Genomic DNA, 23,816 nt, shown 5'->3' on the forward strand with positions numbered 1-23,816 from the left:
GATCGTGAACGTCTGCAGCGACCCGAGGAAATGGCCGATCAGCGGTTTCGCCTCGGGCTGTTGCGGCTACCCGACAGAGCAGAGCTGAAACCGAGAGGACACCGGAGGTGAACAGGTGGATTCGGAGAAGAACCGTCAACAACTGAAACTTGCAGCCGCAGGTGTGGGAGCCGCCGCGGGGTTAGCGATGGCGGTGGTGGGTCTCGGTATGAGTGAAGGCCTGGCGGGGGCACAGAACAATGTGGAGCCGCCGGCAATCACCACAGGTGAGACCATCACGCAGACGACGCCGCCGACCTCACCCGAAACGTCGATGGCCACCCCGCCGATCAGCGTGACCACGCCGTCCGGGTTTGCTGTGCCGCACTGATCGCCTGATCTGAGGTTTGGTCTGCGGTGGACAGGCTCGCCACAAGCTGCTTATGGTGACGCCCGAGCGCACGGGGGAAATGCGTTCAGTCGTGAACTGTTCGACGGGCCTACCCGCTGAACGGGAGGCCCTGACCCGAGCCAAGAATGGGGTGGTCAAGGTGACCGGAGAACAACACAAAAAGCAATACAAGCTTGTGCTGGCCGGTGCCGGCGCTGCCGCGGTGGTGGCGATGGGCGCATTCGGCGCAGTGCTGGGTCAAACACCGGCCCTCGGCGCTGAGCCGGGCGGTGAGATTGGCGAGACTGTAACGGAGACAACAGCTCCCAGTGAGTTGGAGACTTCGGTGGCGACGCCTCCCGTTGAGGTTGAGCTGCCCGACGGTTACGGAATGGGCTAGACCGCCAGCCGTACACTCGGACGGCTGCACTGAGTTTGCTGTGAGCCGGTTGTGCCGTCGCTGTGTCGAGGGACGTCCCATCTTTCTCACAGCCGGCACATAGAAACCGCACAGGCAGGCCCTATCGGGCGGGCGAATAATGGGCGCCGTGGTAACCGACACGGAGTCCGGACGCGCAGTCATGCGCCGCGCCGACGGCAACCCCATCCAGGTCCTGGTGGTCGATGACGAGCCCGTACTGGCGGAGCTTGTTTCGATGGCGCTGCGGTACGAGGGCTGGGACATCGCCACCGCCGGGGACGGTGCCACTGCGATCGCCTTGGCGAGGGAGAACCCGCCGGACGTCGTCGTGCTCGACGTCATGCTGCCCGATATGAGCGGCCTGGACGTGTTGCACAAGCTGCGCGCGCAGATCCCCGGACTGCCGTTGCTGCTGCTGACCGCCAAGGACTCGGTCGAGGATCGCATCGCCGGGCTCACCGCGGGCGGCGACGACTACGTCACCAAGCCGTTCAGCATCGAAGAGGTAGTGCTGCGGTTGCGGGCCCTCCTGCGACGCACCGGGGTCGCCAGCGCCGACGGCGGCGCCAAGATCGTCGTCGGCGATCTTGTGCTCGATGAGGACAGTCATGAAGTGACTCGCGGCGGGGATGAGATCACCCTGACCGCGACGGAATTCGAGCTGTTGCGATTCATGATGCGCAACGCCAAGCGGGTGCTGAGCAAGGCCCAGATCCTCGATCGCGTGTGGAGCTACGACTTCGGCGGCCGCTCCAACATCGTGGAGTTGTACGTCTCGTACCTGCGCAAGAAAATCGACAGCGGTCGCGAACCGATGATCCACACGTTGCGCGGTGCGGGGTATGTCCTTCGACCCCCGCGCTGACGCGCACGGCGGGCCGATTACCAAGGGGACCAAGTGGTGGGCGCCGCGCACCTGGACGTTGCGTGCCCGGCTTGTGGTGACACAGGTCGCGCTGCTCGCGGTGGTGTGCGCAAGCATCGGCCTGGCGACCGAGTTTGCACTGCAACGCTTTCTGATGAATCAGCTGGACGATCAGCTGGTCGAAGCGGGCCGCCGCTCGGCCGCGATCTTCGAACTGCCACCCCCGCCGATGGGCTTCCCCCCGCCGGTGATGATCGGACCGGAAACGGGGCCCCCGACCGGCCCGACACGCCACGGCCGCTACCGAGTGATTTTCGACCCCGAACAGGGGCCCGGGCCTGGATTCCTCAACGCACCGGGTCAGGCCGCGCGCACTGTCGGCGCGGTCATCGCGCCGGGCCGGCCGGTCGACGCCGGCGTGATCACCGCTGACGGCGATCGCGAGGAGGTCAGCGCAGCCGCGGCCGACCAGCTCGCTCAGATTCCGGCGAACCGCGTGCCGGAGACGGTCGACCTCGATGGGCTCGGCCGGTACCGGGTGATCGGCGTTCACCCACGGCACGGCGGCCCGCAGACGATCGTGACCGGCCTGCCGACCGCGGTGGTGGACGACACGCTGCTTTGGGTGCTCGGCATGTTCTGCATCCTGGCGGTGATTGCGCTGATCGCAGCGACCACCGGGGGCATCCTCATCATCCGGCGTCAACTCGCCCCGCTGTCAAGGGTTTCCGCGGCCGCCCGAGATGTCGCCAATCTCGAACTCGACCGCGGTGAGGTCCGCTTGCCCACGCCCATCGTGCGGGTCGACCCGGCCGCCGCGCACACCGAGGTCGGCCAGCTCGGCACCTCGCTGAACCGGATGCTCGACCGGATCTCCAGCGCACTGTCCGCCCGGCATGCCAGCGAGACCCGGGTGCGCCAGTTCGTCGCGGACGCCAGCCACGAGTTGCGCACGCCGTTGGCCGCCATCCGCGGCTACACCGAGTTGGCGCAGCGTAAACGCGACGATCTGCCCGGCGATGTCGCCCACGCGATGAGCCGGGTCGAGTCCGAAACGGCGCGGATGACGCAGCTGGTCGAGGACATGCTGTTGCTTGCCCGGCTGGACGCCGGGCGGCCGCTGGACCGCGAGCCGGTGGATCTGTCCCGGTTGATCGTGGACACGGTGAGCGACGCGCACATCGCCGGACCGGATCACCAGTGGGCGCTTGACCTGCCCGAGCATCCAGTGGTCATCGACGGGGACGGGGCCAGGTTGCATCAGGTCCTGGCCAACCTGCTGGCCAATGCGCGCACCCACACCCCACCGGGTACGTCGGTGACGGTGGCGTTGAGCGCTGACGACACGGACACCGTCACCGTGACCGTCGCCGACGACGGCCCCGGTATTCCAGAGGCTTTGCTGCCCAACGTGTTCGAGCGGTTTGCCCGCGGCGACTCGTCGCGGTCGCGGCGCGAGGGCAGCACCGGGCTGGGGCTCGCGATCGTCGCGGCGGTCGTCAAGGCCCATAGCGGGACCATCGACGTGCACAGCGTCCCCGGTGCTACGGAGTTCGTGGTGCGCCTGCCCGGCTCACAGCGCACACACAGTTTGGACAAATCGGGCACCTAGTCGCCGCAGCGACGATGGACAGGTGACCCTGGTTCTCCCTGCCGAGCAGTCGCAGACTCGCACAAAACCCGCGCCGGTAATGCGATTCTCTGTCTGCTCGCACCGGGTGGCGCTCGGAGTGCTGTTGGCCGGCACGGCGGCGCTGTACCTCTGGAACCTGTCGATCAGCGGATGGGCCAATGCCTTCTACTCGGCAGCGGCCCAAGCTGGGGCGCAAGACTGGACGGCGATGTTGTTCGGGTCCAGCGACCCGGCCAATGCGATCACCGTGGACAAAACCCCTGCCGCCCTGTGGATCATCGACATCTCGGTGCGGCTCTTCGGCCTGAACCCGTGGAGTGTGCTGGTGCCGCAGGCCCTGATGGGGGTCGCCTCGGTTGCGGTGCTGTACGCCGCGGTTCGTCGCGCGAGCGGGCCTACCGCCGCGTTGTTGGCAGGTGCGGTGCTGGCACTGACGCCGGTGGCGGCGTTGATCTTCCGGTTCAACAATCCCGACGCGCTTCTGGTGCTGATGCTCGTCATCGCCGCCTACTGCGTGCAGCGCGGGATCGAGAAAGATGCCAGCCGTTGGTGGTTCGTCGCAGCGGGTACGGCCGTCGGGTTCGGTTTCCTGGCCAAGATGCTGCAGGCGTTCCTCGTGTTGCCGGCGTTCGCCGCGGCAGCGCTGGTGGCCGGGGACCGTCCAGTCGGCAAACGGATCCTTGACCTCGTCGCGGCGGGCGCCGCGCTGCTGGTCAGCGGCGGATGGTATCTGCTGCTGGTCGAGCTGTGGCCGTCGTCGGCGCGGCCGTACATCGGCGGATCACAGAACGACAGCATCGTCGAACTGGCCCTGGGCTACAACGGTTTCGGTCGGCTCACCGGTGAAGAGACCGGCGGGCTGGGCAATCTGAACTTCGACGTCGGGGCAGGTCGGCTGTTCGGCTCGCAAATGGGCGCCGACATCGCCTGGCTGTTACCCGCCGCGCTGATCTGCTTGGTGGCCGGGCTTTACGTCACCCGTCGCGCGCCGCGCACCGACCGCACCCGCGCCGCATTCATCCTGTGGGGCGGCTGGCTCCTGATCACCGCGGTGGTCTTCAGCTTCATGAACGGCATCGTGCACCCGTACTACACCGTGGCGCTGGCTCCCGCAATCGGCGCGGTCATCGGCATCGGTGCGACGCTGCTGTGGCAGCGTCGCAAGGATATTCGGGCCGCGACCGCGATGTCGGGAGCTGTGCTGGTGACCGCGATCCTGGCGGCGATGCTGTTGGGCCGCCACGACTGGATGCCCGGACTCCGTGCTGTGGTGGTGGTCGGGGGAGTGGGCGCGGCAGTGCTCTTGCTTGTGGTCGGGCGGTTGGACCGTCCGGCGGCGCGAGCGGTGGCCGGGCTGGCCGTACTGGTCTGCTTGGCCGGACCTGCCGCGATCTCCGTTGCCACAGCGGCAGGCCCGCACAGCGGAGCGATACCGTCGGTCGGCCCATCACGTGGAGGGTTCGGCGGCCCGTTCGCGGCGCCGGATCCCGGCGAGTTGCTGACGGCGACGCTGGCCACTGATGCCGAGAAGTACATCTGGGCGGCGGCCGTAGTGGGATCCAGCAATGCCGCCGGTTACCAATTGGCCACTGACGCGCCGATCATGGCGGTCGGCGGCTTCAACGGCACAGACCCGGCGCCCACCCTCGACGAGTTCAGGCACTATGTCGCAGAGGGGCAGATCCACTACTTCATCAGCAGCCGGATGATGATGGGCGGATTCGGTGGGCACACGCCGAGCGGCAGCCGGGAATCCGCCGAGATCACCCAATGGGTCGAATCCCATTTCGCCCCCATCACGGTCGACAACGTCACCGTCTACGACCTGACGCAGCGTGCGCCGAACACATAGCAGGCGCACAGTTTCGCCCCACGCCGATCACAAGCCACCGAACAAGCATGGAGACATGACAGAGACCGCTACGCCACCCGACACCGATCGGTTCCGCTTCGCCTCGCGGCCCAACGCCGCGCTGGCCGCCCGCGCATCCGGAGTCCCGGTTCTCGATGTGGTCGTGCCGGTGTACAACGAGGAAGCGGCGCTGGCACATTCGGTACGCGGGTTGCACCGCTATCTGCAGGACAACTTCCCGCTGCCGGCCCGCATCACCATCGCGGACAACGCCAGCGTCGACGCCACCGCACGCATCGCCGCCGAGCTTGCCGCGGAACTGGACAACGTGCGGGTGGTCCGGTTGGAAGAGAAGGGCCGTGGCCGTGCCCTGCACGCCGTGTGGTCCACCTCGGATGCTCCGGTGCTGGCGTACATGGACGTGGATCTGTCGACCGACCTGACGGCGCTGGCGCCGCTGGTGGCCCCGCTGATCTCCGGTCACTCGGATCTGGCGATCGGCACCCGGCTGGGCCGCGGCTCGCGCGTGATTCGCGGCGCCAAGCGTGAGTTCCTCTCCCGCTGTTACAACTTCATCCTGAAGTCCACGTTGGCGGCCCGGTTCTCCGACGCCCAGTGCGGATTCAAGGCGATCCGCGCCGACGTGGCCGAGCGGCTGCTGCCGCATGTCACCGACACCGGCTGGTTCTTCGACACCGAGTTGCTGGTGCTGGCCGAACGCAGTGGTCTGCGTATCCATGAAGTTCCCGTCGACTGGGTCGACGATCCCGACAGCCGGGTGGACATCGTTGCCACCGCAACCGCCGACCTCAAGGGCATCGGCCGGTTGTTGCGCGGATTCGCCAACGGTTCGATTCCGGTCAATACCATTGCCGCTCAACTCGGTTCGTCACGAAAGTCGGCCGCACCCAGGTCGTTGTTGAGGCAGGTTGTGCGGTTCGGGGCAGTCGGCGTGGTGTCCACCCTGGCCTACCTCGTGCTGTTCGTGGCGCTGCGGTCCGGACTCGGCGCGCAGGCCGCGAACCTGGTGGCGCTGCTGCTGACCGCGATCGGCAACACCGCCGCCAACCGGCGGTTCACGTTCGGCATCGCCGGGGCCGGAAGCGTCACCCGCCATCATCTGGAAGGGCTGACCGTCTTCGCGATCGCGCTGACCATCACCAGCGGCTCACTGGGCCTGCTGCACGCGGTCACTCCCCAACCGCACGGTGGCTTCGAACTCGGCGTGCTGGTGGCGGCGAACCTCGCGGCCACGATCGTGCGCTTCGTGTTGTTGCGCGGCTGGGTTTTCCATCCGTCCCGCACGCGACGCTGAACTCCGACCCGAAAGACTGCAGATATGACGACCATCGCTGACGTCGGCGCGGGCACCGCCGCGGTGTCCACACCACCCCATGCCCAGCCGCGCTGGGAGTGGCCCGCCTACTGGGCGCTACTGACCGGCACTGCCGTGCTGTACCTGTGGGGGCTGGGATCCTCGGGATGGGCCAACAGTTACTACGCCGCCGCGGCGCAGGCCGGAACGCAGTCGTGGAAGGCCTGGCTGTTCGGGTCGTTGGATGCCGGCAATGCCATCACGGTGGACAAGCCGCCGGCCACGATGTGGGCAATGGGTTTGTCGGGCAGGGTGTTCGGCTTCAACGAGTTCACCATGCTGCTGCCGCAAGCGCTGATGGGCGTGGCCGCCGTTGCCATCCTGTACGCCGCCGTGCGGCGGACGAGCGGTCCTGCCGCCGGCTTGATCGCGGGAGCGGTGTTGGCGCTGACCCCGGTGGCCACGTCGATGTTCCGCTACAACAATCCCGACGCACTGCTGGTGCTGCTGCTGGTGGTTGCGGCCTACTGCATCGTGCGGGCCATCGGTGACGTCTCGGCCAGAACCAGCACGCTGTGGGTCGGGTTGGCCGGGTGCGCATTGGGTTTCGCGTTCCTGACCAAGATGTTGCAGGCCTTCCTGGTCATTCCGGGTCTGGCGCTGGTCGTGCTGGTCGCCGTGCCTGTTGCCTCCGTGTGGAAGCGCGTGGGCATGGTTTTGGTGGGCGGTCTCGCGATGGTCGTGTCGGCCGGGTGGTACCTCGCGCTGGTGGCGCTGTGGCCGGCAGACTCGCGGCCCTACATCGCCGGGTCGACCGACAACAGCCTGCTGCAGCTGGCATTCGGATACAACGGGATCGACCGCATCGTCGGGAACAATCAGCCTGGCGGCGGCCCCGGCCACGGGCCCGGTGGCGGCGGGCCCAACCTGTTCTTCGGCGGTGAGTCAGGCATCGGCCGGTTGTTCGGGCTGTCCATGGGTACCGAGGCATCCTGGTTGCTGCCCGCCGCGCTCATCGGTCTGGTCGCCGCGCTGTGGCTGACGCGGCGCACCCCGCGTACTTCGGGTCCGCGCGCCGGCCTGCTGATGTGGGGTGGCTGGCTGCTGGTGACCGGAGCCGTGTTCAGCTTCATGGACGGCACCATTCACCCGTACTACACCGTGGCGCTGGCCCCGGCCATCGCGGCACTCGTGGGCATCTCGGTGGCCGAGTTGTGGCGGGTGCGTGGGCAACTCGGCGCACGTCTGGTGCTGGCTGTGATGATGGCCGGCACCGGAGCGTGGGCTTTCGTCCTGCTGAACCGCACCCCCGACTGGCTGCCGGCATTGCGCTGGATCGTGCTCATCGGCTCGATCCTCGTCGCTGTGGCGCTGGCCGTAGGTGCGCACCGGTCGGGCCGGGCGACGGCCGTCCTGGCCTTGGCGGCAGCGGTATTCGGGCTGGGCGCGACCGCGGCCTACTCGATCGAGACGGTGCGACACGGGGGCGGCAGCGGTCCGATGGCGACGTCGGGTCCGCAACGCGACGAGGGCTTCGGCTTCGGGGGCCCGGGTGGCCCGGGTGGCCCAGGCGGTCCGGGTGGTCCACCGCCCGGATTTGGGCGCGCGGATGACCCGGCGCTGGCCGATCTCATCGCGGGCGCCGACAACCGTTGGGCAGCAGCCAGTGTGGGCTCGATGTTGGTCAGCGACCTGGAGCTCAAGACAGGTGAATCACTCATGGCGATCGGCGGGTTCACCGGAGGTGACAATTCGCCCACCCTGGCGCAATTCCAGCAGTATGTCGCGAACGGCGAGGTCCGCTATTTCCTGGACCGCTCGGAAGGTGAGCGCGGTGGCCCGCCCGGCCCGCCCCGCGACCAGAACAGCAGCGGCACTGCGATCACCAACTGGGTGAAGCAGACTTTCACTAAAACCGAGGTCGGAGGTACCGCGGTCTACGATCTGCAGGAACCGCGCGCCTGATCCTGTTGCGGCGATGACGACCGGCGCCGAGTGTGCGGTTTGATCCGCGCGCATCGGCGAGCCGCGGATGAATCCGCACATCGACACAATTTTCATCCTCCACCACGGGGCGCAGCCCCCGGATAGCTGTTCGGTGGCTTCCTGATTCTGAACCGTGACGTATGGGCGTGAAGGGGTTAATCTCCGCCCATGTCTGTCACCGATCAATACTTGGCCAACAACGCGGAGTACGCCAAGGCCTTCACTGGACCGTTGCCGCTGCCGCCCAGCAAGCACGTCGCGGTGGTGGCGTGCATGGATGCCAGGATGGACGTGTATCGGATCCTCGGCCTGGCCGACGGTGAGGCGCATGTCATCCGCAACGCCGGCGGTGTCATCACCGACGACGAGATCCGGTCCCTGGCCGTCAGCCAGCGGCTGTTGGGCACCAAGGAGATCATCCTGATCCACCACACCGACTGCGGCATGCTGACCTTCACCGACGACGGGTTCAAACAGCAGATCCAGGACGATACGGGGCTCAAGCCCGAGTGGGCAGCGGAGGCGTTTCAGGATCTGGACGAGGACGTCCGGCAGTCCATGCGCCGCATCGAGGCCAGCCCGTTCGTCACCAAGCATGAATCATTGCGCGGCTTCGTCTTTGACGTCGCCACCGGCAAGCTCAACGAGGTCACGCTGTAGCGCTCAGCCGATCTTGTAGGTCGCGATCGCTTTGGCGACCGGTTCACCGGACGGCGTGACGATGTCCACGTCGCAAATCACCAGCGACTTGCCGCGCCGCAGCACGCGTCCGACACCGACGAGGTCGGTGGCCCGCGCCGGCGCCAGGTACTGCAGCGTCATCGACACCGTAACGCCGCGAAGGGAATCCGGCACCTCGGCGTCGGCCCAAGCAGCGGCCATCACCGTGACGTCGGCCAGGGCGGCGATCGCACCGCCGTGCACCATGTCGGCGAGCGTGACGTTCGACGGATCCCACGGCAGCCGCAGCCGGACCTCGCCGTCGAGACGTTCGGGCACGATCCCGAGCTTCGAAACGAACGGTGATTGCGGGATGAACTGCGCCATCACCTCGGCGCCGGTCTGAGTCATAGCCCGAAGTCTGCTGACCGGCGATCGGCGTTTCAATTACCTACGGGGTAATCGGAGCGGGCCAGGGCGGCCAGTGCGTCGGCGGTGCGGTCGCAGAATTCGTCGCGGTCGGTCAGGCCCCAGGTCATGGCGCGCACCACAGTGGTGGCCCGGAGGAAATCGAACACGGTCTCGGCCCGCGCAGCGTCGCCGTCGAGCAGGTCGACCATCAGTGCGCGCACATCGGTCTCCGCGCGCAGCACGAGCCGTTCGTAGATCGATTCGTCGCGGTGATAAGCCGTGAGCAGGCCGGGCAGGGCTGCCCGGGTCACCGGGTCGGCGAGCCAGTCCAGGAACATCGCGACCCAGCCGCGCAGATCCGCGCGCAGATCGCCGGTCGGGGTAGGCACGGGCAACTGGTCGCTGTGTCCGAACGCCGCGTCCTCGACCAGGGCCTCCTTGGTGGGCCAGCGTCGGTAGATGGTCGGCGCGCCGACACCGGCGCGCCGGGCGATCGCCAGCACCGTGGTGCCCTGGTAGCCCTCCTCGACCAGGAGTTCCCGGGCGGCCGTCAGCACGGCGACATCCTTGGCGGGGTCGCGGGGCCGCCCGGCGGCGATGGTCATGTTCAAAAACCTATCCTCATCGGCTCACGCCTGTTACGTTACGGCACATAACGTAATTACCGGAAGGATCGCGATGCTCACCCCACACGACGAACTGCTGTGCCATCAGTTGCCGACCACGTTCGACCACGTCGCCCAATCCGATCTGCGATGGACCGAACGCATCGTCATGTACGGATTCGACCGCTCGGGCGACATCAACGTGATGACCGGCCTGGCGCGCTACCCCAACCGCAATGTCACCGACGCGTACGTGATGATCACCAAGCGCAGCGGCGAGGCGCGCGTGGTGCGCATGTCGACAGAACTCAACCCGCAGGCCGGCGCGCTCGGCAGCTATACCGTCGGGCCGTACACCTACAGCATCGAGGAACCACTGCGGACGGTACGGGCCGTGCTGGAGCCCAACGATCAGGGCGTCAGCCTGGATCTTCGGCTACGGGGCCAATTTCCGGCCTACGAGCAGACTCCCGCGTTCCACCGCAGCCGCGGTCGCGTCAGTGAGGACGCGCGCCGGTTCTACCAGAACGGGGACCTGGAGGGCTGGATCGAGATCGACGGCGAGCGCATCGAGATCGACTCGTCCCGTTGGTGGTTCGGCCGTGACCACTCGTGGGGCGTGCGCAATGGCCCCGGCGGCGGCAGCTTGTCGGAAGGTGCGAATCTGCAGCCCCAGGAGATCCCGGAGGGCACGCTCTACTACATGGGCATCTTCGAATTCGAGGACGAGCTGGTGCATTTCGCCCAGCGCGAGACGAGCACGGGGGAGCGGTGGCAATTCGAGGGTGAGGTTCTGTACCCGATCCACACCGACCGTCCGGCGGGCGCCATCATCGACGTCGAGCACGATTTGAAATTCCGCGACGACCTACGCGTGATCAGCGGTGGCACCTTTACCGTGCATCGGGGTGACCGGACCACCAGCACCATCGAGGTAACGCCGATCACCGACTTCTGGCCGGGGCTCGCCGGCTACATGGAGGTCAAGGGATACGCGTCCGGGCATTGGCGCGGAACCGATTTCATCGACGGGTTCACGGCCGACATCAACGACCTCGATGTCGTCAAACCCGTCAGCTTCCTCTCGGAGACCTTGTGCGAGGTCAAGATGAACGGCAAAACAGGGCACGGCTTGGTCGAGATGGTGTTCGTCGGGGCATACCCGCGCTACGGATACACCGGCTGGTGAGGCTCCCGGCAGAGGAGCTGCCTGCAGCTCTCGAAAGCATTGCGCGGCAACGGGTTACCGGAGCGTCGCAGGCCCGTGTGACGAATTGGACGCCCAGCCCGGGTGGCTTCTCCACCGAGACCTTCCTGTTCGACTTGGAGGGTCTCGATGACGGAGCGACGCACGGCCTGGTGTTCCGTCGGCCTCCCGAGTTTCAGATCCTGCCAGATTACGACCTGCGTCGGCAGTATCTCGTCATGGAAAGGCTTGCCGCCTCGCCTATTCCGGTTCCCACGGTGCGCTGGATCGATGCCACCGGCGACGCAGTGGGCACCCAGTACCTGGTGATGGACCGCATCGACGACGTGGTCGGCGTCAGTGACGTGCCGCCGTACCACGAGGCCGGAATCTACGCGGAGACCGACGACGCAGGCCGAGCCACGCTGTGGAACGGCTGCGTCGGCATGATCGCGGCGGTGCACCGGCTCGATCCGCAGGCCTACCGGTTAGGGTTCCTCGGCACCCCGACGCCCACCGCGTTGGTGGACTTCTTGCGCTACGCGATCAACTGGGCGTACGGCGACAAGCCGATCCACCCCACGCTCACCAAAGCCCTGAACTGGCTGGACGCGCACCTCTACACCCCGGAGCGGGTCGGATTGTGCTGGGGCGACAGCCGGATGTCGAATGTGCTGTATCGGCCGGACCTGTCGCCGGTCGCGGCACTCGACTGGGAGATCGCCTATCTGGGCGACCCGGCCGCCGACATCAGCTGGCTGCTCATGACCGACTGGGTGAGCAGCCCGCTGCCCGACAACGCGCCGGCGCCGGGCACCCCGAGCCGGGCGGAGACCATCGACCGTTACGAGTGTGCGGTGGGCCATCAGATCGGCAACATCGCGTTCGGTGACGTCACCGCGCCGCTTTTGCTGGCGGTCGCCATGGTCCGGCTCAATCGCAGGTTCGACATCCCCGGCGTCGACCTGGCCGATGTTTGCGCCCGGCGCATCGACTTCGTGCTCGGAAGCTGAGGGTGACCCGCCTGCTGCATTAGATTTCCCGGGATGTCCGCAGCCGAGCGTCCCCCCTTCCCACGGGGAATGGCGCTCTTGGTTGCCGGCGCATTCTTCATGGAGATCCTCGACGCGACGATCATCACCCCCGCGATCCCGCTGATCGCATCGTCGTTCGAGGTTGACGCCGTCGACGTCAACGTGGCGATCTCGGCCTACCTGGTCACCGTGGCGGTGCTGATCCCGGTAAGCGGATGGCTGGCCGACCGGTTCGGCATCCGACGGGTGTTCATCGCCGCGATCGCGGTGTTCACCCTGGCCTCGGTGGGGTGTGCGCTCAGCGTCTCGCTGCCGATGCTGGTCGGCATGCGGGTGCTGCAAGGGGTTGGCGGCGCGATGATGGTGCCCGTCGGGCGCTTGGCGGTGTTGCGCTACAGCGACAAGTCGGATCTTGTGCGGGCCATCGCGCTGCTGACCTGGCCCGCGCTGGCTGCGCCCGTGCTGGCGCCGGTACTGGGCGGCGCGATCGCGACGCTGGGCAGTTGGCGGTGGATTTTCGCGGTGAACATTCCGATCGGGCTGATCGGAATTCTGTTCGCACTGCGGCTCGTTCGCGGTGCGCCCAACCCATCGCCCCGATCGCTGGATTGGCCCGGCCTGCTGGCGCTCGGCTCCGGGATTGCTGCGGCGCTCATCGCGCTGGAGAACATCCGGGTGGCCGGCACCGACTGGCTGCTGGTCGGTTCGTGCGGTGCGGCCGCGGTGATCCTGCTGGGTGGTGCCCTGTGGCGACTGCTCACCGCGGCCGCGCCGCTGGTGCAGTTGCGTGTGCTGCGCGTGCGCACCCTACGCATCACCGTGCAGGCTGGGTCGCTGTACCGGTTGGCGATCACCGCGGTGCCGTTTCTGCTGCCGCTGCAGTTCCAGTTGGAGTTCGGCTGGACTCCGTTCGCCGCGGGCCTCATGGTGGCCGCGCTGTTCGCGGGCAATCTGACGATCAAGCCGGCCACCACGCCAGTGATGCGCCGGTTCGGCATCCGCGGCGTGCTGTTGGTCAACGGGGTGGCCTCGGTCGGCTGCTTCGGCCTGTTGGCCCTGCTGCAGCCCGGGCTGCCTGTCGCGGTGATGGTCGTCGTCCTCTACCTCAGCGGTGCGCTGCGGTCCATCGGGTTCACCGCCTACAACAGCCTGGCCTTCTCTGATGTGGACACTGGCCAGCTGACCCACGCCAACACCTTGAATGCGACGGTGCAGGAACTCGCCGCCGGCCTCGGCATCGCGGTGGCGGCGCTGCTGCTCAGTCAGTTGACCTCCTATTCGTCGACGTACCTGGTGCTCGGCGCACTGCTCGCGGTGACCCTGATCGAGACCCTGCGGCTGCCCCGTAGCGCGGGTGCGCACGTCAGCGGGCATAGATGAGGACATCGCCACGTTGACACCGAAACGGCTCGCCGGTTAGATTTCAGGCCATGCTTGCAATTTTGGCCATTCCTACCAACTTAATGGGGAAGTAGTGACCACAGCTGAGACACCCGAGAAGCAGTCCGACCACTCAGGCCACTACGAGCTGAGTCATCTGCGCTCGTTGGAGGCCGAGGCCATCCACATCATCCGCGAGGTCGCCGCGGAGTTCGAACGGCCGGTGCTGTTGTTCTCCGGCGGCAAGGACTCCATCGTCATGCTGCATCTGGCGATCAAGGCGTTCAAGCCGGGGCGGCTGCCGTTCCCGGTCATGCACGTCGACACCGGACACAACTTCGACGAGGTCATTTCGACCCGCGACGAACTGGTCGCCGAGCACGGCGTCCGGCTGGTCGTTGCCAAGGTGCAGGACGACATCGACGCCGGGCGGGTGGTCGAGACGATCCCGTCGCGCAACCCGTTGCAGACCGTCACGCTGCTGCGCGCCATCCGGGAAAACAAGTTCGACGCCGCTTTCGGCGGTGCCCGTCGCGACGAGGAGAAGGCCCGCGCCAAGGAGCGGGTGTTCAGCTTCCGCGACGAGTTCGGCCAGTGGGACCCCAAGGCGCAGCGGCCCGAACTGTGGAACCTGTACAACGGACGTCATCACAAGGGTGAGCACATCCGCGCGTTCCCGATCTCCAACTGGACCGAGTTCGACATCTGGTCCTACATCGGCGCCGAGAAGATAAAGCTGCCGAGCATCTATTACGCCCACCAACGCAAGGTGTTCGAGCGTGACGGCATGCTGCTCGCGGTCCACAAGTATCTCCAGCCCCGCAAGGAGGAGCCGATCATCGAGAAGTCGGTGCGGTTCCGCACCGTCGGCGACGTGACCTGCACCGGTTGCGTCGAGTCAACGGCCGCAACGGTTTCCGAGGTGATCGCCGAGACCGCGATCTCGCGGCTGACCGAGCGTGGTGCGACGCGCGCCGACGACCGGATCTCTGAGGCCGGCATGGAAGACCGTAAGCGTGAGGGGTATTTCTGATGAGCACGTTGCTGAGGCTCGCGACCGCAGGATCTGTCGACGACGGCAAATCCACCCTCATCGGCCGGCTGCTCTTCGACAGCAAGGCCGTCATGGAGGATCAGCTCGCGGCCGTCGAGCAGACCTCCAAAGAACGTGGCCACGACTACACCGACCTGGCGCTGGTCACCGACGGTCTGCGGGCCGAGCGTGAGCAGGGCATCACGATCGACGTCGCGTACCGCTATTTCGCCACGGCCAAGCGCAAATTCATCATCGCCGACACCCCGGGGCACCTGCAGTACACCCGCAACATGGTGACCGGTACGTCCACCGCGCAGCTGGCCATCGTGCTCGTCGATGCCCGGCACGGACTGTTGGAACAGTCACGCCGGCACGCGTTCCTGGCCTCCCTGCTGGGCATCCAGCACATCGTCCTGGCCGTGAACAAAATGGACCTGATCGACTGGAACCAGGAGAAGTTCGAGGCGATCCGCGACGAGTTCCACGCGTTTGCAGCGCGGTTGGACGTCCATGATGTGACGACGATTCCGTTGTCGGCGCTGCTCGGCGACAACGTGGTCACGAAGTCGGATGCGACCCCCTGGTACGACGGGCCGGCCCTGCTGAGCCACCTCGAAGACGTGTACATCGCCGGGGACCGCAATCTCGTCGACGTCCGGTTCCCGGTGCAGTACGTGATCCGGCCACAGACCCATGAGCATGCCGACCATCGCAGCTATGCAGGCACCGTCGCCAGCGGGGTGCTGCGTCCCGGTGACGACGTGGTCGTGCTGCCGGCCGGGAAACTCTCGCGGATCACCCAGATCGACGGTCCCGGCGGCGTTGTCGACGAGGCGTTCCCACCGATGGCGGTGTCGATCAGTCTGTCCGACGACATCGACATCTCGCGTGGCGACATGATCGCGCGGCCCAACAACCAACCCCGGGTGGTGCAGGACTTCGACGCCACGGTGTGCTGGATGGCGGACGAATCGTCGCTGGAGCCCGGTCGCGAGTACCTGATCAAGCAGACCACCCGCACCACGAGGGTGAAGGTCGTCGGCCTGGACTACCGCCTGGACGTCAACACCCTGCATCGGGACAAGACCGCGACTGCACTCAAACTCAATGAGCTGGGCCGTGTTTCATTGCGGACCCAGGCGCCGTTGCTGCTCGACGAGTACAGCCGCAACGCGACCACCGGGTCGTTCATTCTGATCGACCCGAACACCAACGGCACCGTCGGAGCGGGCATGGTGCTGCGTGATACGCGCAACGAGACCGCGAGCCCGAACACGGTGCGGCACGATTCGTTGGTTACGCCGCAAGACCGGCTCAGCCGCGGCCGCACGGTGTGGTTCACCGGGCTGTCGGGTTCCGGCAAGTCGTCGGTGGCAATGCTGGTCGAGCAGAAGCTGCTCGAAAGAGGTGTTGCCGCTTACGTACTCGACGGCGACAACCTGCGGCACGGCTTGAATGCCGACCTCGGATTCTCGATGGCCGACCGGGCCGAGAACCTGCGCAGGCTCGCTCATGTCGCGTCGCTGCTGGCCGATTCCGGCCAGGTCGTGCTGGTTCCGGCGATCAGCCCGTTGGAGGAGCACCGCGAGCTGGCTCGGCGCGTGGCGACCGAAAGCGGCGTCGACTTCTTCGAGGTGTTCTGCGACACCCCGCTTGAGGACTGCGAGCGCCGTGATCCCAAGGGGCTCTACGCCAAGGCGCGCTCCGGTGAGATCACCCACTTCACCGGGATCGACAGCCCGTACCAGCGGCCGAAGAACCCTGATCTGCGCCTCACCCCGGACCGCACGCCCGAGGAGCTGGCACAGCTGGTGATCGACCTGTTGGACAGTCGCCGGTGAACGATCACGAACTGGCCGCCCGGCTGGCCACGCGGGCCGGGGATCTGCTGCTCGACGTGCGCGCCGACTTCGCCGACGCCTCGGAAGCTGATCGGAAAGCCGAGGGGGACAAGCAGTCTCACGACTTCTTGATGGCTGAGCTGGCGGCCGCGCGTCCCGGCGATGCGGTTCTGTCAGAGGAAGCGTCCGAAAAAGACAAAGCCGATCCGGCCAGGTTCAATGCCGAGCGGGTGTGGATCGTCGACCCGCTCGACGGGACCCGGGAGTTCTCCGAACTCGGCCGCGACGACTGGGCCGTGCACGTGGCCCTGTGGAGCGCAGGCACACTCGTCGCCGGAGCCATCGCGCTGCCCGCACAGAACACCACGTTGTCCACCCCCGAGGTGGCCGCGCCGCGCGCCTTCGACGGCCCGCCGCGCATCGTGGTGTCACGGACCAGGCCGCCCGCGGTGGCGCTCGCGGTGCGCGATGCGCTGGGCGGCACTCTGGTGGAAATGGGTTCGGCGGGCGCGAAGGTCGCTGCGGTGATCCGCGGGGTCGCCGACGTGTACGTGCATGCCGGCGGTCAGTACGAGTGGGATTCGGCGGCCCCGGTGGCGGTGGCCAGGGCGGCCGGACTGCACACCTCACGGATCGACGGTTCGCCGCTGGTCTACAACTCAGCCGATCCGCTGCTACCCGATCTGCTGGTGTGCCGACCCGAGCTTGCCGAGCGGGTCCTGGCCGCCACCACCTAACTCGGCGTCAATCGCCGATGTCCGGACAGGCGATCTTGAGGTCGTGCAGTGCCGATGTCGCACCCTGCATGCCGCCCATGTAGTCCTTGTCCGGGAAGCCGTTCGGTGGACTGCTCGGGTTGCCTCGGCTGACCCGGTCCAGCGCGGTGGCCAGCGCCAGCACCTTGGTTTTCAACGTCGAGTCCGTGATCGAGTCAGCCTCGCCGCGGATTGCGTCGGCGGCGTCGGCCGTGTCGCGGGAGAGGTTCGGGGTTTCGGCACCGCCCGCCAGCCCGGCGTGGATGCCGGGAATGACCACTGCCCAGTGTCGGGCCGCGGTATCCGCATGCGCACAATCCGGGTTCTGGCCGCTCGACTCCTGCGCGTAGCCGACGATCACCCAGATCGTCATGAAGGGCGCGGCGATCGCAAGCATGACGAGCCTGACCTTGGCGCTCGACCAATCCCGGATCGACACCAATGCAGACTACGGCGTCGGCGCGGGCCAGTACGCTGACCGGCATGACCCGTCCTACGCTGCGCGAACTCGCAGGCCTGCCAGCCGCGCCGGTCGGCCTTGCCGAATCCGCCCTGGTCCTCATCGACTGCCAGAACACCTACACCCAGGGCGCCTTGGAGCTCGAAGGGGTGCAGGCCGCTCTGGATGAGACGGCTCAACTGCTCGACCGGGCCCGCACGGCCGGCATCCCGATCATCCACATCCAGCACTCCGATGGGCCGGGATCGCTCTACGACGTCGACGGCGAGAGCGGGGCCATCGTCGCCGCGGTGGCACCCCGCGAAGGCGAACCCGTTGTGGTGAAGAACTTCCCGAACTCGTTCGTGCAGACCGACCTTCAACAGCGGCTACAAGAGGTGAACGCGTCGCACCTGGTGCTGGCGGGGTTCATGACGCACATGTGCGTGAATTCCACCGCTCGCGGCGCCTTCAACCTCGGCTATGCGCCCACGGTGGTGGCCGCCGCCACCGCAACGCGCACCCTGGCCGGACCGGATGGGGCTCCGGTACCTGCCCCGGCGATGCAGTCCGCGAGCCTGGCCGCGATGGCCGACCTGTTCGCCATCGTCGTGCCGGACGCGGGCAGCATCCCGGACTGATACCGCATGACCCACCCCTCCACACGTATCACGAGACTTGACGAGAAGCAGAGCACCGAGCGCCGTCAGCTCGACGAGCTGCTGGACAGCACGCCGCTGGCCACCATAGCGTTGGTGCGCGACGGCCATCCGGTGGTCTTCCCGACCGGATTCGCCCGCGTCGGAGACGAATTGGTGATTCACGGCTCGACCGGATCGCCGTGGCTGCGGGCCCTGGCGGCCGGTGCGTCTGCCGCGGTCTCGGTGACCGCGCTCGACGCTGTGGTGGTGGCGCGCAGCAGCTTCGAATCGTCGTTCCGCTATCGCAGCGCGGTGCTGTTCGGATCGTTCGAGCCCATCGCCGAGGACGACAAGAACCGCTACCTCCAGACCCTCACCGACAGTTTCATTCCCGGGCGGACGGCCGAACTGCGGGCAAGCACCCGCAAAGAGCTCGCCGCCACCGTGGCGATGCGGCTGCCCATCGGTGCCGACAATTGGTCGCTGAAGATCAGCGACGGCTGGCCCGAGGACGCGGACGAGGACATCGCCGCGGGCGGGTGGGCCGGTGTTGTGCCGTTGACGGTGCAGTACGGGACTCCGCAGCAGGCTCCGGATGTCACGCCGGGGACACCGGTACCGCCGTCGGTGCGCGCCATGGCAGGACACCTACGGAACACGCCGGAGCGGTAGGGCGACCGCACCCGAATTGTCCGGCTGGCACAATCCACAGCATGCGGATGTCGGCGAAGGCGGAATATGCCGTCCGCGCCATGGTCCAACTGGCCACTGTTGGCGATGGCGGCCTGGTGAAAACCGACGACCTGGCCAAGGCGCAGGGCATCCCGGCGCAGTTTCTCGTCGATATCCTCTCCGACCTGCGGACAGATCGGCTGGTCCGCAGCCATCGCGGTCGAGACGGCGGGTATGAACTGGCCCGTCCGGCCGCCGACATCAGCATCGCTGACGTGCTGCGCTGCATCGACGGGCCGCTCGCCAGCGTGCGTGACATCGGGCTGGGGGATCTGCCGTACTCCGGCCCGACCGCAGCGTTGACCGACGTCTGGCGCGCACTGCGGGCCAGCATGCGCTCGGTGCTGGAGGAGACCAGCCTGGCCGACGTGGCCCGCGGCAAGTTGCCCCCCCACGTCGCGAAGCTGGCGGGTGCCTACATCAATCAGGAAGAGCAGCGCGGACACGGCTAGTTGCACCGCCGCGCAGTGCGATGCCGTCGATCAGCATCCGCAGCGCGCCGTCGAAGTCGTCGGTGACCGACGTCCGCGCAGCCACGTGTGACAGCGCTTCGATATGCGGGTACTCGGCGCCCGCGACCGATCCGATCCGCGCGGCAGCCTCGGGAGCGCCACCAGTCAAAGGGCCGGCAAGTTCGGCTTGCGCGGATCCGGTGACCAGGCCCAGCACCGCGTGGAAGGCCGAAAGCCGGTCGCTGTCGGACAGGCCGGCACGACCGAGCGCGGCCACCAGCGCGTCGGCGATCGCGAAGCCGGTCGCCGAGGACATCCGGCGCGTCAGCACCAATGGGACGGCGGCCGGATGGGCCCGCACGCCCCGCCACATCGCCGTGGCGATCGAGTGCACGTCGACCTGCCAGTCGCCGGTGGCGCCGGGCACGGTGATCTCGGCGACCACCGCGGCCACCACCAGTTCCTCCAGCGCCTCTTTGTCGGCGACGTAGTTGTACATCGTCATCGGGCCGGTGCCCAATGCACTGCCCAGCGCTCGCATGCTCAGCGCGGCCGGTCCGGATCGGTCAACGATTTCCAATGCTGCCGAGGCGATTTCGTCGACCGTGAAGCGTGCGCGCATCTGAGGACCCCTTGACAAGTACGGCGTACGTAATGAAGTGTAGCCAATACGTACATCGTACTTATATTGGAGGTCGGAATGTCGGTCGTCATACCCACCAGCCGCGTCAGTTTCATGTCCGGAACCGCGGAGTGCGCAGCCTGGCTGACACTGCCCACGACGCCTGGGCCGCACCCGGCCGTCGTACTGGCCCATGGTCTCGGTGCTACGCACGACATGATGCTGGGGCAGTACGAGCAACATTTCGCGGCTTCGGGCATCGCCACCCTCGCGTTCGACTACCGCCACACCGGCGCGTCGGAAGGCATGCCACGACAACGCATTTCGATACGACGGCAATGCCGGGACGTGCATGCGGCGTTGAACCACCTGCGCACTTGTGCTGATGTCGACGCCAGTCGGCTGGCTCTGTGGGGGACCAGCCTCGGCGCGATGAACGCGGTTCGGGTGGCCGCCGAGCGGACCGATGTCGCCGCCACCGTCGTGCAGTGTCCAATCGTGCACGGCCCGGGCGCTGCGCGCAGCCTCGGGCTTATCGGTCCGCTACGCCTGGCGCCGGCGATCGTCGAGGACTCGCTGCGCGCGCTGTTCCGCCGGCGGCGTCGCTACGTACCGATTGTCGGGCCGCCCGGGGGATATGCACTGGTCACCGCGCCGGGAGCCGAAGCCGGCTGGAACTCCACCGTGCCGTTCGGGGCCGCCTTCGACAACCGCCTCGTGGCAGCCGACGCCATCGGCATCGTGGCGGGTTCGGCGCTGCGGCAGGCACGGCGGGTGCGCGCACCCCTGCTGGTCTGCGTGTGCGAGCGGGAGAATCTGATGGATCCCCGCCACGCCGAGCAGATAGCGCTAAGTGCACCCAATGGTGTGGCCCGGCACTATGATTCCGACCATTTCGCGATCTATCACCCGCCACTGGTCACCCGGGCACTGGCGGATCAGACCGACTTCCTCAAGGAGCATCTCAGTGTCGACGCGTGAGGTGTTGCGGGCCAATGACACCCGGTTCGCCGCTGTTGCCGCGACGCTGGAGCCCGAGGAGTGGGCGGCGCCCAGCCTGTGCGCGGAGTGGACCAACCACGAGGTGCTCGCCCACCTGGTGGTCGGATATAGCTGCGGTGTCGGCACTTTCGCCATGCAGATGTATCGCCGGCGGGGCTTCGACCCCGCCAACACTGCGCTGGCCCGGACGCTGGCCGCCACCCGCAGTCCCGACGATCTGCTGGCAGACTTCCGCGGGTTCATGGTCCGACCGTCAGGTATGGGCCGGTACTTCCCGCGCCGGCTGCTGGTCGGCGACCACGTCACGCACGAACTCGACATCCTCTACGCCCTGGATCGGGAACCTCGGATTCCCGCCGAAGTTCTCGTCGGGGTGCTCAATACCCAAGTATCCCTGCCGAATCCGTTCGTCCCGGCATTCCGCAACAGTCGTGGGCTGAGGCTGGTGGCCACCGACGCGGATTGGACGCACGGCAACGGCGGCCCGCTGGTGGAGGGCCGTGCGGCGGATTTGGTCTCAGTGCTGGGGAACCGCGCCAAGATGCTCCCACGGCTGCGCGGTGCGGGCGTCGAACTGCTCTCGCGGCGGGTGCTCAGCCGCCGTACGGTCGGGTGATGATCTCCAGGTAATGCCCGGAGGGGTCCGGAAAGTACACGCCGCGGCCGCCGTCGTTGTGGTTGATCTCGCCGGGCCGCGTCTGATGCGGATCTGCCCAGTGCTGCAGGCCCCGCTCGTGGATTTTGTCGTAGATCGCGTCGAATTCAGCCTCGGACACCAGGAATGCGTAGTGCTGGGGGTGAATCTCCGCGCCGGGGGCGACTTGGGCGTAGTCCAGGCTGACGCCGTGGTTGAGTGTCACCGCGAGAAACGGTCCGAATTCCTGCGGGCTGGGCAGGCCGAAAAGTTCGGTGAAGAAGTCCGCAGACTCTTGCCGATCCCTGGCGGCGACGATGGTGTGGTTGAAGGTGATGGCCATGTGGATCCAGTAAACCCGCTGTGGGATGTGATCGGCAACGGTGCAGGATGAGCGCATGGCCGAGATCCTGAGCGGGCGGCGGGTACTGCTGCGGGCGCCCGTCGTCACCGACGCCGAGGTCCTGTTCGCCCGGGTCGCATCCGATCCCGACGTGACGCGCTACCTGTCGTGGCGTCCGCATCCGGGTGTGGAGGAAACACGGCGGGTGATCACCTCGTTGTTCAACGTCGGTGAGGAACGGACCTGGTTGATCGAGCTTTCCGGCGAGGTGATCGGGGTATGTGGCATGCGGCGTCCGCAGCAACACGAGGCCGAACTGGGGTACTGCCTGGGACGTCAATGGTGGCGGCAGGGATTGATGACGGAGGTGGTTACGGTGTTGTTGGACGAGGCGGCGCGCGACCCGTCGGTCTACCGGGTGTCGGCGTACTGCCATGTCGACAACGTCGGATCGGCCGGGGTCTTGCAACGCTGCGGGCTGACACTGGAAGGGCGGCTCGCGCGCTACGGCCAGTTCCCGAACCTCAGTGACGAACCCCAGGATGTGTTTCTCTTCGGAAAGGCGGTGCGGTGATGAGCGGATTCGACCTACGGGGACTGCGACGGCCGGTGATCGTCGCACCGATGGCCGGTGGGCCGTCGACCCCGCAGTTGGCTGCGGCAGGCAGCAACGCCGGCGGGCTCGGATTCATCGCCGCCGGGTATCTCACGGCCGACGGGCTTGCCGAGCGCGTCGCTGCAGCGCGCCGGCTGACCACCGAACCGTTGGGCGTGAATCTCTTTGCGGTACAGCCCAGTGCGGGGACACCGGCCGAGATCGAGGCTTACGCGCAGGCGCTTGCCGGTGAGTCGGTTCGGTACGGCGTCGCACTGGGCGAGCCGCGTTATGACGACGACGCGTGGTCGGCCAAGTTGGACGTGGTGGGTGACCTGCGGCCCGAGGTGGTGTCTTTCACGTTCGGGTTGCCGAGCGTCGAAGAGGTCGCGCGGTTGCGCAGCGCCGGGGTGACGACCGTAGGCACGGTGACGACCGTCGACGAGGCACGGTTGGCCGGGGCCCGTGGTGTCGATGCGCTCGCGGTGCAGGGACCTGCTGCGGGCGGTCACCGCGGCACCTTCGACCCCGCCGCAGCACCTGGGACGCAGCCGCTGAACCAACTGCTGGCTGAGATTCTTGCCGTGGTGGACCTACCGGTGGCCGCCGCCGGTGGGCTGGCGACCGCCGACGACGTCACCGTAGTGCTGTCCGCCGGTGCGGTGGCCGCCCAACTCGGCACCGCGTTCCTGCTCGCCGACGAAGCCGGCAGCAGCCCGGTGCACCGCGCTGCGCTGCAAAGCCCCGAATTCACCGAAACCGTTGTCACCCGCGCATTTTCCGGGCGCTACGCCCGCGGCCTGCGCAACCGGTTCATCACAGAGCACGAGGGACAAGCTCCGTTCGGCTACCCGGAGATCCACTATCTGACCAGCCCGGTGCGCAAGGCGTCGGTGGCCGCGGGCGACCCGCACGCCACGAATGTGTGGGCAGGCGCGGGCTTCCGCGAATCCCGGTCGGGTTCGGTGGCCGAGATCATGGACAGGGTGGCGCCGCAGAGCTGAGA

At 67.1% G+C, this 23,816-nt stretch carries 26 protein-coding genes; 21 read left to right on the forward strand and 5 right to left on the reverse strand.

Annotated features, from left to right (window positions below; all coding sequences use genetic code 11):
* Positions 1-115: 115 nt before the first annotated feature.
* The 8 genes from ABQF30_RS24555 to ABQF30_RS24590 all read left to right on the forward strand — a co-directional run bounded on the left by ABQF30_RS24555 (position 116) and on the right by ABQF30_RS24590 (position 9,102).
* On the forward strand, positions 116-370 hold the full coding sequence (locus ABQF30_RS24555) for a hypothetical protein (RefSeq protein ID WP_448468705.1): 255 nt from the start codon (positions 116-118) through the stop codon (positions 368-370).
* A 79-nt stretch (positions 371-449) separates the two neighbouring features.
* Complete coding sequence (locus ABQF30_RS24560) at positions 450-770, forward strand: hypothetical protein (protein WP_448468707.1); 321 nt, start codon at positions 450-452, stop codon at positions 768-770.
* Between the two features lie 181 nt (positions 771-951).
* Positions 952-1,656, forward strand: coding sequence for a response regulator transcription factor (locus tag ABQF30_RS24565; RefSeq protein ID WP_448468838.1), 705 nt, complete (start codon positions 952-954; stop codon positions 1,654-1,656).
* On the forward strand, positions 1,634-3,268 hold the full coding sequence (locus ABQF30_RS24570; protein WP_448468709.1) for a sensor histidine kinase: 1,635 nt from the start codon (positions 1,634-1,636) through the stop codon (positions 3,266-3,268). Before ABQF30_RS24565 ends, ABQF30_RS24570 begins: the two co-directional genes overlap by 23 nt.
* A gap of 79 nt (positions 3,269-3,347) precedes the next feature.
* Positions 3,348-5,141: an ArnT family glycosyltransferase gene (locus ABQF30_RS24575; protein WP_448468839.1), complete on the forward strand. Its 1,794-nt coding sequence runs from the start codon at positions 3,348-3,350 to the stop codon at positions 5,139-5,141.
* Between the two features lie 55 nt (positions 5,142-5,196).
* The gene (locus ABQF30_RS24580) at positions 5,197-6,456 is read left to right on the forward strand and encodes a bifunctional glycosyltransferase family 2/GtrA family protein (protein ID WP_448468711.1); all 1,260 of its coding nucleotides are present in this window, start codon (positions 5,197-5,199) and stop codon (positions 6,454-6,456) included.
* A 24-nt stretch (positions 6,457-6,480) separates the two neighbouring features.
* Positions 6,481-8,421 carry a glycosyltransferase family 39 protein gene (locus ABQF30_RS24585; RefSeq protein ID WP_448468713.1) on the forward strand — a complete coding sequence of 647 codons (1,941 nt, stop codon included), beginning with the start codon at positions 6,481-6,483 and terminating at the stop codon, positions 8,419-8,421.
* Between the two features lie 189 nt (positions 8,422-8,610).
* Positions 8,611-9,102, forward strand: a complete 492-nt coding sequence (locus ABQF30_RS24590) for a beta-class carbonic anhydrase (protein ID WP_448468715.1) — start codon at positions 8,611-8,613, stop codon at positions 9,100-9,102.
* Between the two features lie 3 nt (positions 9,103-9,105).
* On the opposite strand, the gene ABQF30_RS24595 is transcribed toward ABQF30_RS24590, so the two are convergent.
* Both ABQF30_RS24595 and ABQF30_RS24600 read right to left on the reverse strand, forming a co-directional pair.
* The gene (locus ABQF30_RS24595) at positions 9,106-9,492 is read right to left on the reverse strand and encodes a PaaI family thioesterase (RefSeq protein WP_448468841.1); all 387 of its coding nucleotides are present in this window, start codon (positions 9,490-9,492) and stop codon (positions 9,106-9,108) included.
* A 53-nt stretch (positions 9,493-9,545) separates the two neighbouring features.
* Positions 9,546-10,118 carry a TetR/AcrR family transcriptional regulator gene (locus ABQF30_RS24600; protein ID WP_448468717.1) on the reverse strand — a complete coding sequence of 191 codons (573 nt, stop codon included), beginning with the start codon at positions 10,116-10,118 and terminating at the stop codon, positions 9,546-9,548.
* 73 nt (positions 10,119-10,191) lie between these two features.
* Here ABQF30_RS24600 and ABQF30_RS24605 point away from each other — a divergent pair, with 73 nt between their 5' ends.
* The 6 genes from ABQF30_RS24605 to ABQF30_RS24630 all read left to right on the forward strand — a co-directional run bounded on the left by ABQF30_RS24605 (position 10,192) and on the right by ABQF30_RS24630 (position 17,332).
* Positions 10,192-11,307 (forward strand): Rv3169 family protein, encoded by a 1,116-nt coding sequence (locus tag ABQF30_RS24605; protein WP_448468719.1) that lies wholly within the window; start codon positions 10,192-10,194, stop codon positions 11,305-11,307.
* A gap of 77 nt (positions 11,308-11,384) precedes the next feature.
* The gene (locus ABQF30_RS24610; protein WP_448468721.1) at positions 11,385-12,317 is read left to right on the forward strand and encodes a phosphotransferase family protein; all 933 of its coding nucleotides are present in this window, start codon (positions 11,385-11,387) and stop codon (positions 12,315-12,317) included.
* A gap of 69 nt (positions 12,318-12,386) precedes the next feature.
* Entirely contained in the window at positions 12,387-13,718 is a 1,332-nt protein-coding gene (locus tag ABQF30_RS24615) for an MFS transporter (RefSeq protein WP_448468723.1), read from the forward strand.
* 94 nt (positions 13,719-13,812) lie between these two features.
* Positions 13,813-14,751, forward strand: a complete 939-nt coding sequence (gene cysD / locus ABQF30_RS24620) for a sulfate adenylyltransferase subunit CysD (protein ID WP_448468725.1) — start codon at positions 13,813-13,815, stop codon at positions 14,749-14,751.
* On the forward strand, positions 14,751-16,595 hold the full coding sequence (gene cysC / locus ABQF30_RS24625; protein ID WP_448468727.1) for a sulfate adenylyltransferase subunit CysN: 1,845 nt from the start codon (positions 14,751-14,753) through the stop codon (positions 16,593-16,595). Before cysD ends, cysC begins: the two co-directional genes overlap by 1 nt.
* Positions 16,592-17,332: a 3'(2'),5'-bisphosphate nucleotidase CysQ gene (locus ABQF30_RS24630; protein WP_448468729.1), complete on the forward strand. Its 741-nt coding sequence runs from the start codon at positions 16,592-16,594 to the stop codon at positions 17,330-17,332. The genes cysC and ABQF30_RS24630 overlap by 4 nt, the downstream gene beginning before the upstream one ends.
* Before the next feature lie 7 nt (positions 17,333-17,339).
* On the opposite strand, the gene ABQF30_RS24635 is transcribed toward ABQF30_RS24630, so the two are convergent.
* Positions 17,340-17,789, reverse strand: coding sequence for a hypothetical protein (locus tag ABQF30_RS24635; RefSeq protein WP_448468731.1), 450 nt, complete (start codon positions 17,787-17,789; stop codon positions 17,340-17,342).
* A 44-nt stretch (positions 17,790-17,833) separates the two neighbouring features.
* Here ABQF30_RS24635 and ABQF30_RS24640 point away from each other — a divergent pair, with 44 nt between their 5' ends.
* Genes ABQF30_RS24640 through ABQF30_RS24650 form a run of 3 tightly spaced genes read left to right on the forward strand, consistent with a single transcriptional unit; the run spans position 17,834 to position 19,614 of the window.
* Entirely contained in the window at positions 17,834-18,430 is a 597-nt protein-coding gene (locus ABQF30_RS24640) for a cysteine hydrolase family protein (RefSeq protein WP_448468733.1), read from the forward strand.
* 6 nt (positions 18,431-18,436) lie between these two features.
* The gene (locus ABQF30_RS24645) at positions 18,437-19,102 is read left to right on the forward strand and encodes a pyridoxamine 5'-phosphate oxidase family protein (protein WP_448468735.1); all 666 of its coding nucleotides are present in this window, start codon (positions 18,437-18,439) and stop codon (positions 19,100-19,102) included.
* 41 nt (positions 19,103-19,143) lie between these two features.
* The gene (locus ABQF30_RS24650) at positions 19,144-19,614 is read left to right on the forward strand and encodes an Rrf2 family transcriptional regulator (protein WP_448468737.1); all 471 of its coding nucleotides are present in this window, start codon (positions 19,144-19,146) and stop codon (positions 19,612-19,614) included.
* Here ABQF30_RS24650 and ABQF30_RS24655 read toward each other — a convergent pair.
* On the reverse strand, positions 19,583-20,236 hold the full coding sequence (locus ABQF30_RS24655; protein WP_448468739.1) for a TetR/AcrR family transcriptional regulator: 654 nt from the start codon (positions 20,234-20,236) through the stop codon (positions 19,583-19,585). The two genes, ABQF30_RS24650 and ABQF30_RS24655, sit on opposite strands and share 32 nt — an antisense overlap.
* A gap of 78 nt (positions 20,237-20,314) precedes the next feature.
* On the opposite strand from ABQF30_RS24655, the gene ABQF30_RS24660 reads away from it, so the two are divergent.
* Both ABQF30_RS24660 and ABQF30_RS24665 read left to right on the forward strand, forming a co-directional pair.
* Entirely contained in the window at positions 20,315-21,217 is a 903-nt protein-coding gene (locus tag ABQF30_RS24660; protein ID WP_448468741.1) for an alpha/beta hydrolase, read from the forward strand.
* Positions 21,204-21,854: a maleylpyruvate isomerase family mycothiol-dependent enzyme gene (locus ABQF30_RS24665; RefSeq protein WP_448468743.1), complete on the forward strand. Its 651-nt coding sequence runs from the start codon at positions 21,204-21,206 to the stop codon at positions 21,852-21,854. Before ABQF30_RS24660 ends, ABQF30_RS24665 begins: the two co-directional genes overlap by 14 nt.
* Here the strand turns inward: ABQF30_RS24665 and ABQF30_RS24670 are convergent.
* Positions 21,832-22,215 carry a VOC family protein gene (locus tag ABQF30_RS24670; RefSeq protein ID WP_448468843.1) on the reverse strand — a complete coding sequence of 128 codons (384 nt, stop codon included), beginning with the start codon at positions 22,213-22,215 and terminating at the stop codon, positions 21,832-21,834. The two genes, ABQF30_RS24665 and ABQF30_RS24670, sit on opposite strands and share 23 nt — an antisense overlap.
* A gap of 55 nt (positions 22,216-22,270) precedes the next feature.
* Here ABQF30_RS24670 and ABQF30_RS24675 point away from each other — a divergent pair, with 55 nt between their 5' ends.
* Together ABQF30_RS24675 and ABQF30_RS24680 are read left to right on the forward strand one after the other, a co-directional pair.
* A complete protein-coding gene (locus ABQF30_RS24675) occupies positions 22,271-22,789 on the forward strand; it encodes a GNAT family N-acetyltransferase (protein WP_448468745.1) in 519 nt (172 codons plus the stop codon).
* Complete coding sequence (locus ABQF30_RS24680; RefSeq protein ID WP_448468747.1) at positions 22,789-23,814, forward strand: nitronate monooxygenase; 1,026 nt, start codon at positions 22,789-22,791, stop codon at positions 23,812-23,814. Before ABQF30_RS24675 ends, ABQF30_RS24680 begins: the two co-directional genes overlap by 1 nt.
* Positions 23,815-23,816: the final 2 nt, after the last annotated feature.

Source organism: Mycolicibacterium sp. XJ870 (assembly GCF_053483975.1).

Coding starts and splice junctions, on each gene's coding strand:
- ABQF30_RS24560 (WP_448468707.1), top strand. CDS start 450: ATGCGTTCAGTCGTGAACTGTTCGACGGGCCTACCCGCTGAACGGGAG.
- ABQF30_RS24565 (WP_448468838.1), top strand. CDS start 952: ATGCGCCGCGCCGACGGCAACCCCATCCAGGTCCTGGTGGTCGATGAC.
- ABQF30_RS24570 (WP_448468709.1), top strand. CDS start 1,634: ATGTCCTTCGACCCCCGCGCTGACGCGCACGGCGGGCCGATTACCAAG.
- ABQF30_RS24575 (WP_448468839.1), top strand. CDS start 3,348: ATGCGATTCTCTGTCTGCTCGCACCGGGTGGCGCTCGGAGTGCTGTTG.
- ABQF30_RS24580 (WP_448468711.1), top strand. CDS start 5,197: ATGACAGAGACCGCTACGCCACCCGACACCGATCGGTTCCGCTTCGCC.
- ABQF30_RS24585 (WP_448468713.1), top strand. CDS start 6,481: ATGACGACCATCGCTGACGTCGGCGCGGGCACCGCCGCGGTGTCCACA.
- ABQF30_RS24590 (WP_448468715.1), top strand. CDS start 8,611: ATGTCTGTCACCGATCAATACTTGGCCAACAACGCGGAGTACGCCAAG.
- ABQF30_RS24600 (WP_448468717.1), bottom strand. CDS start 10,118: ATGACCATCGCCGCCGGGCGGCCCCGCGACCCCGCCAAGGATGTCGCC.
- ABQF30_RS24605 (WP_448468719.1), top strand. CDS start 10,192: ATGCTCACCCCACACGACGAACTGCTGTGCCATCAGTTGCCGACCACG.
- ABQF30_RS24615 (WP_448468723.1), top strand. CDS start 12,387: ATGGCGCTCTTGGTTGCCGGCGCATTCTTCATGGAGATCCTCGACGCG.
- cysC (WP_448468727.1), top strand. CDS start 14,751: ATGAGCACGTTGCTGAGGCTCGCGACCGCAGGATCTGTCGACGACGGC.
- ABQF30_RS24640 (WP_448468733.1), top strand. CDS start 17,834: ATGACCCGTCCTACGCTGCGCGAACTCGCAGGCCTGCCAGCCGCGCCG.
- ABQF30_RS24645 (WP_448468735.1), top strand. CDS start 18,437: ATGACCCACCCCTCCACACGTATCACGAGACTTGACGAGAAGCAGAGC.
- ABQF30_RS24650 (WP_448468737.1), top strand. CDS start 19,144: ATGCGGATGTCGGCGAAGGCGGAATATGCCGTCCGCGCCATGGTCCAA.
- ABQF30_RS24655 (WP_448468739.1), bottom strand. CDS start 20,236: ATGCGCGCACGCTTCACGGTCGACGAAATCGCCTCGGCAGCATTGGAA.
- ABQF30_RS24660 (WP_448468741.1), top strand. CDS start 20,315: ATGTCGGTCGTCATACCCACCAGCCGCGTCAGTTTCATGTCCGGAACC.
- ABQF30_RS24670 (WP_448468843.1), bottom strand. CDS start 22,215: ATGGCCATCACCTTCAACCACACCATCGTCGCCGCCAGGGATCGGCAA.
- ABQF30_RS24675 (WP_448468745.1), top strand. CDS start 22,271: ATGGCCGAGATCCTGAGCGGGCGGCGGGTACTGCTGCGGGCGCCCGTC.
- ABQF30_RS24680 (WP_448468747.1), top strand. CDS start 22,789: ATGAGCGGATTCGACCTACGGGGACTGCGACGGCCGGTGATCGTCGCA.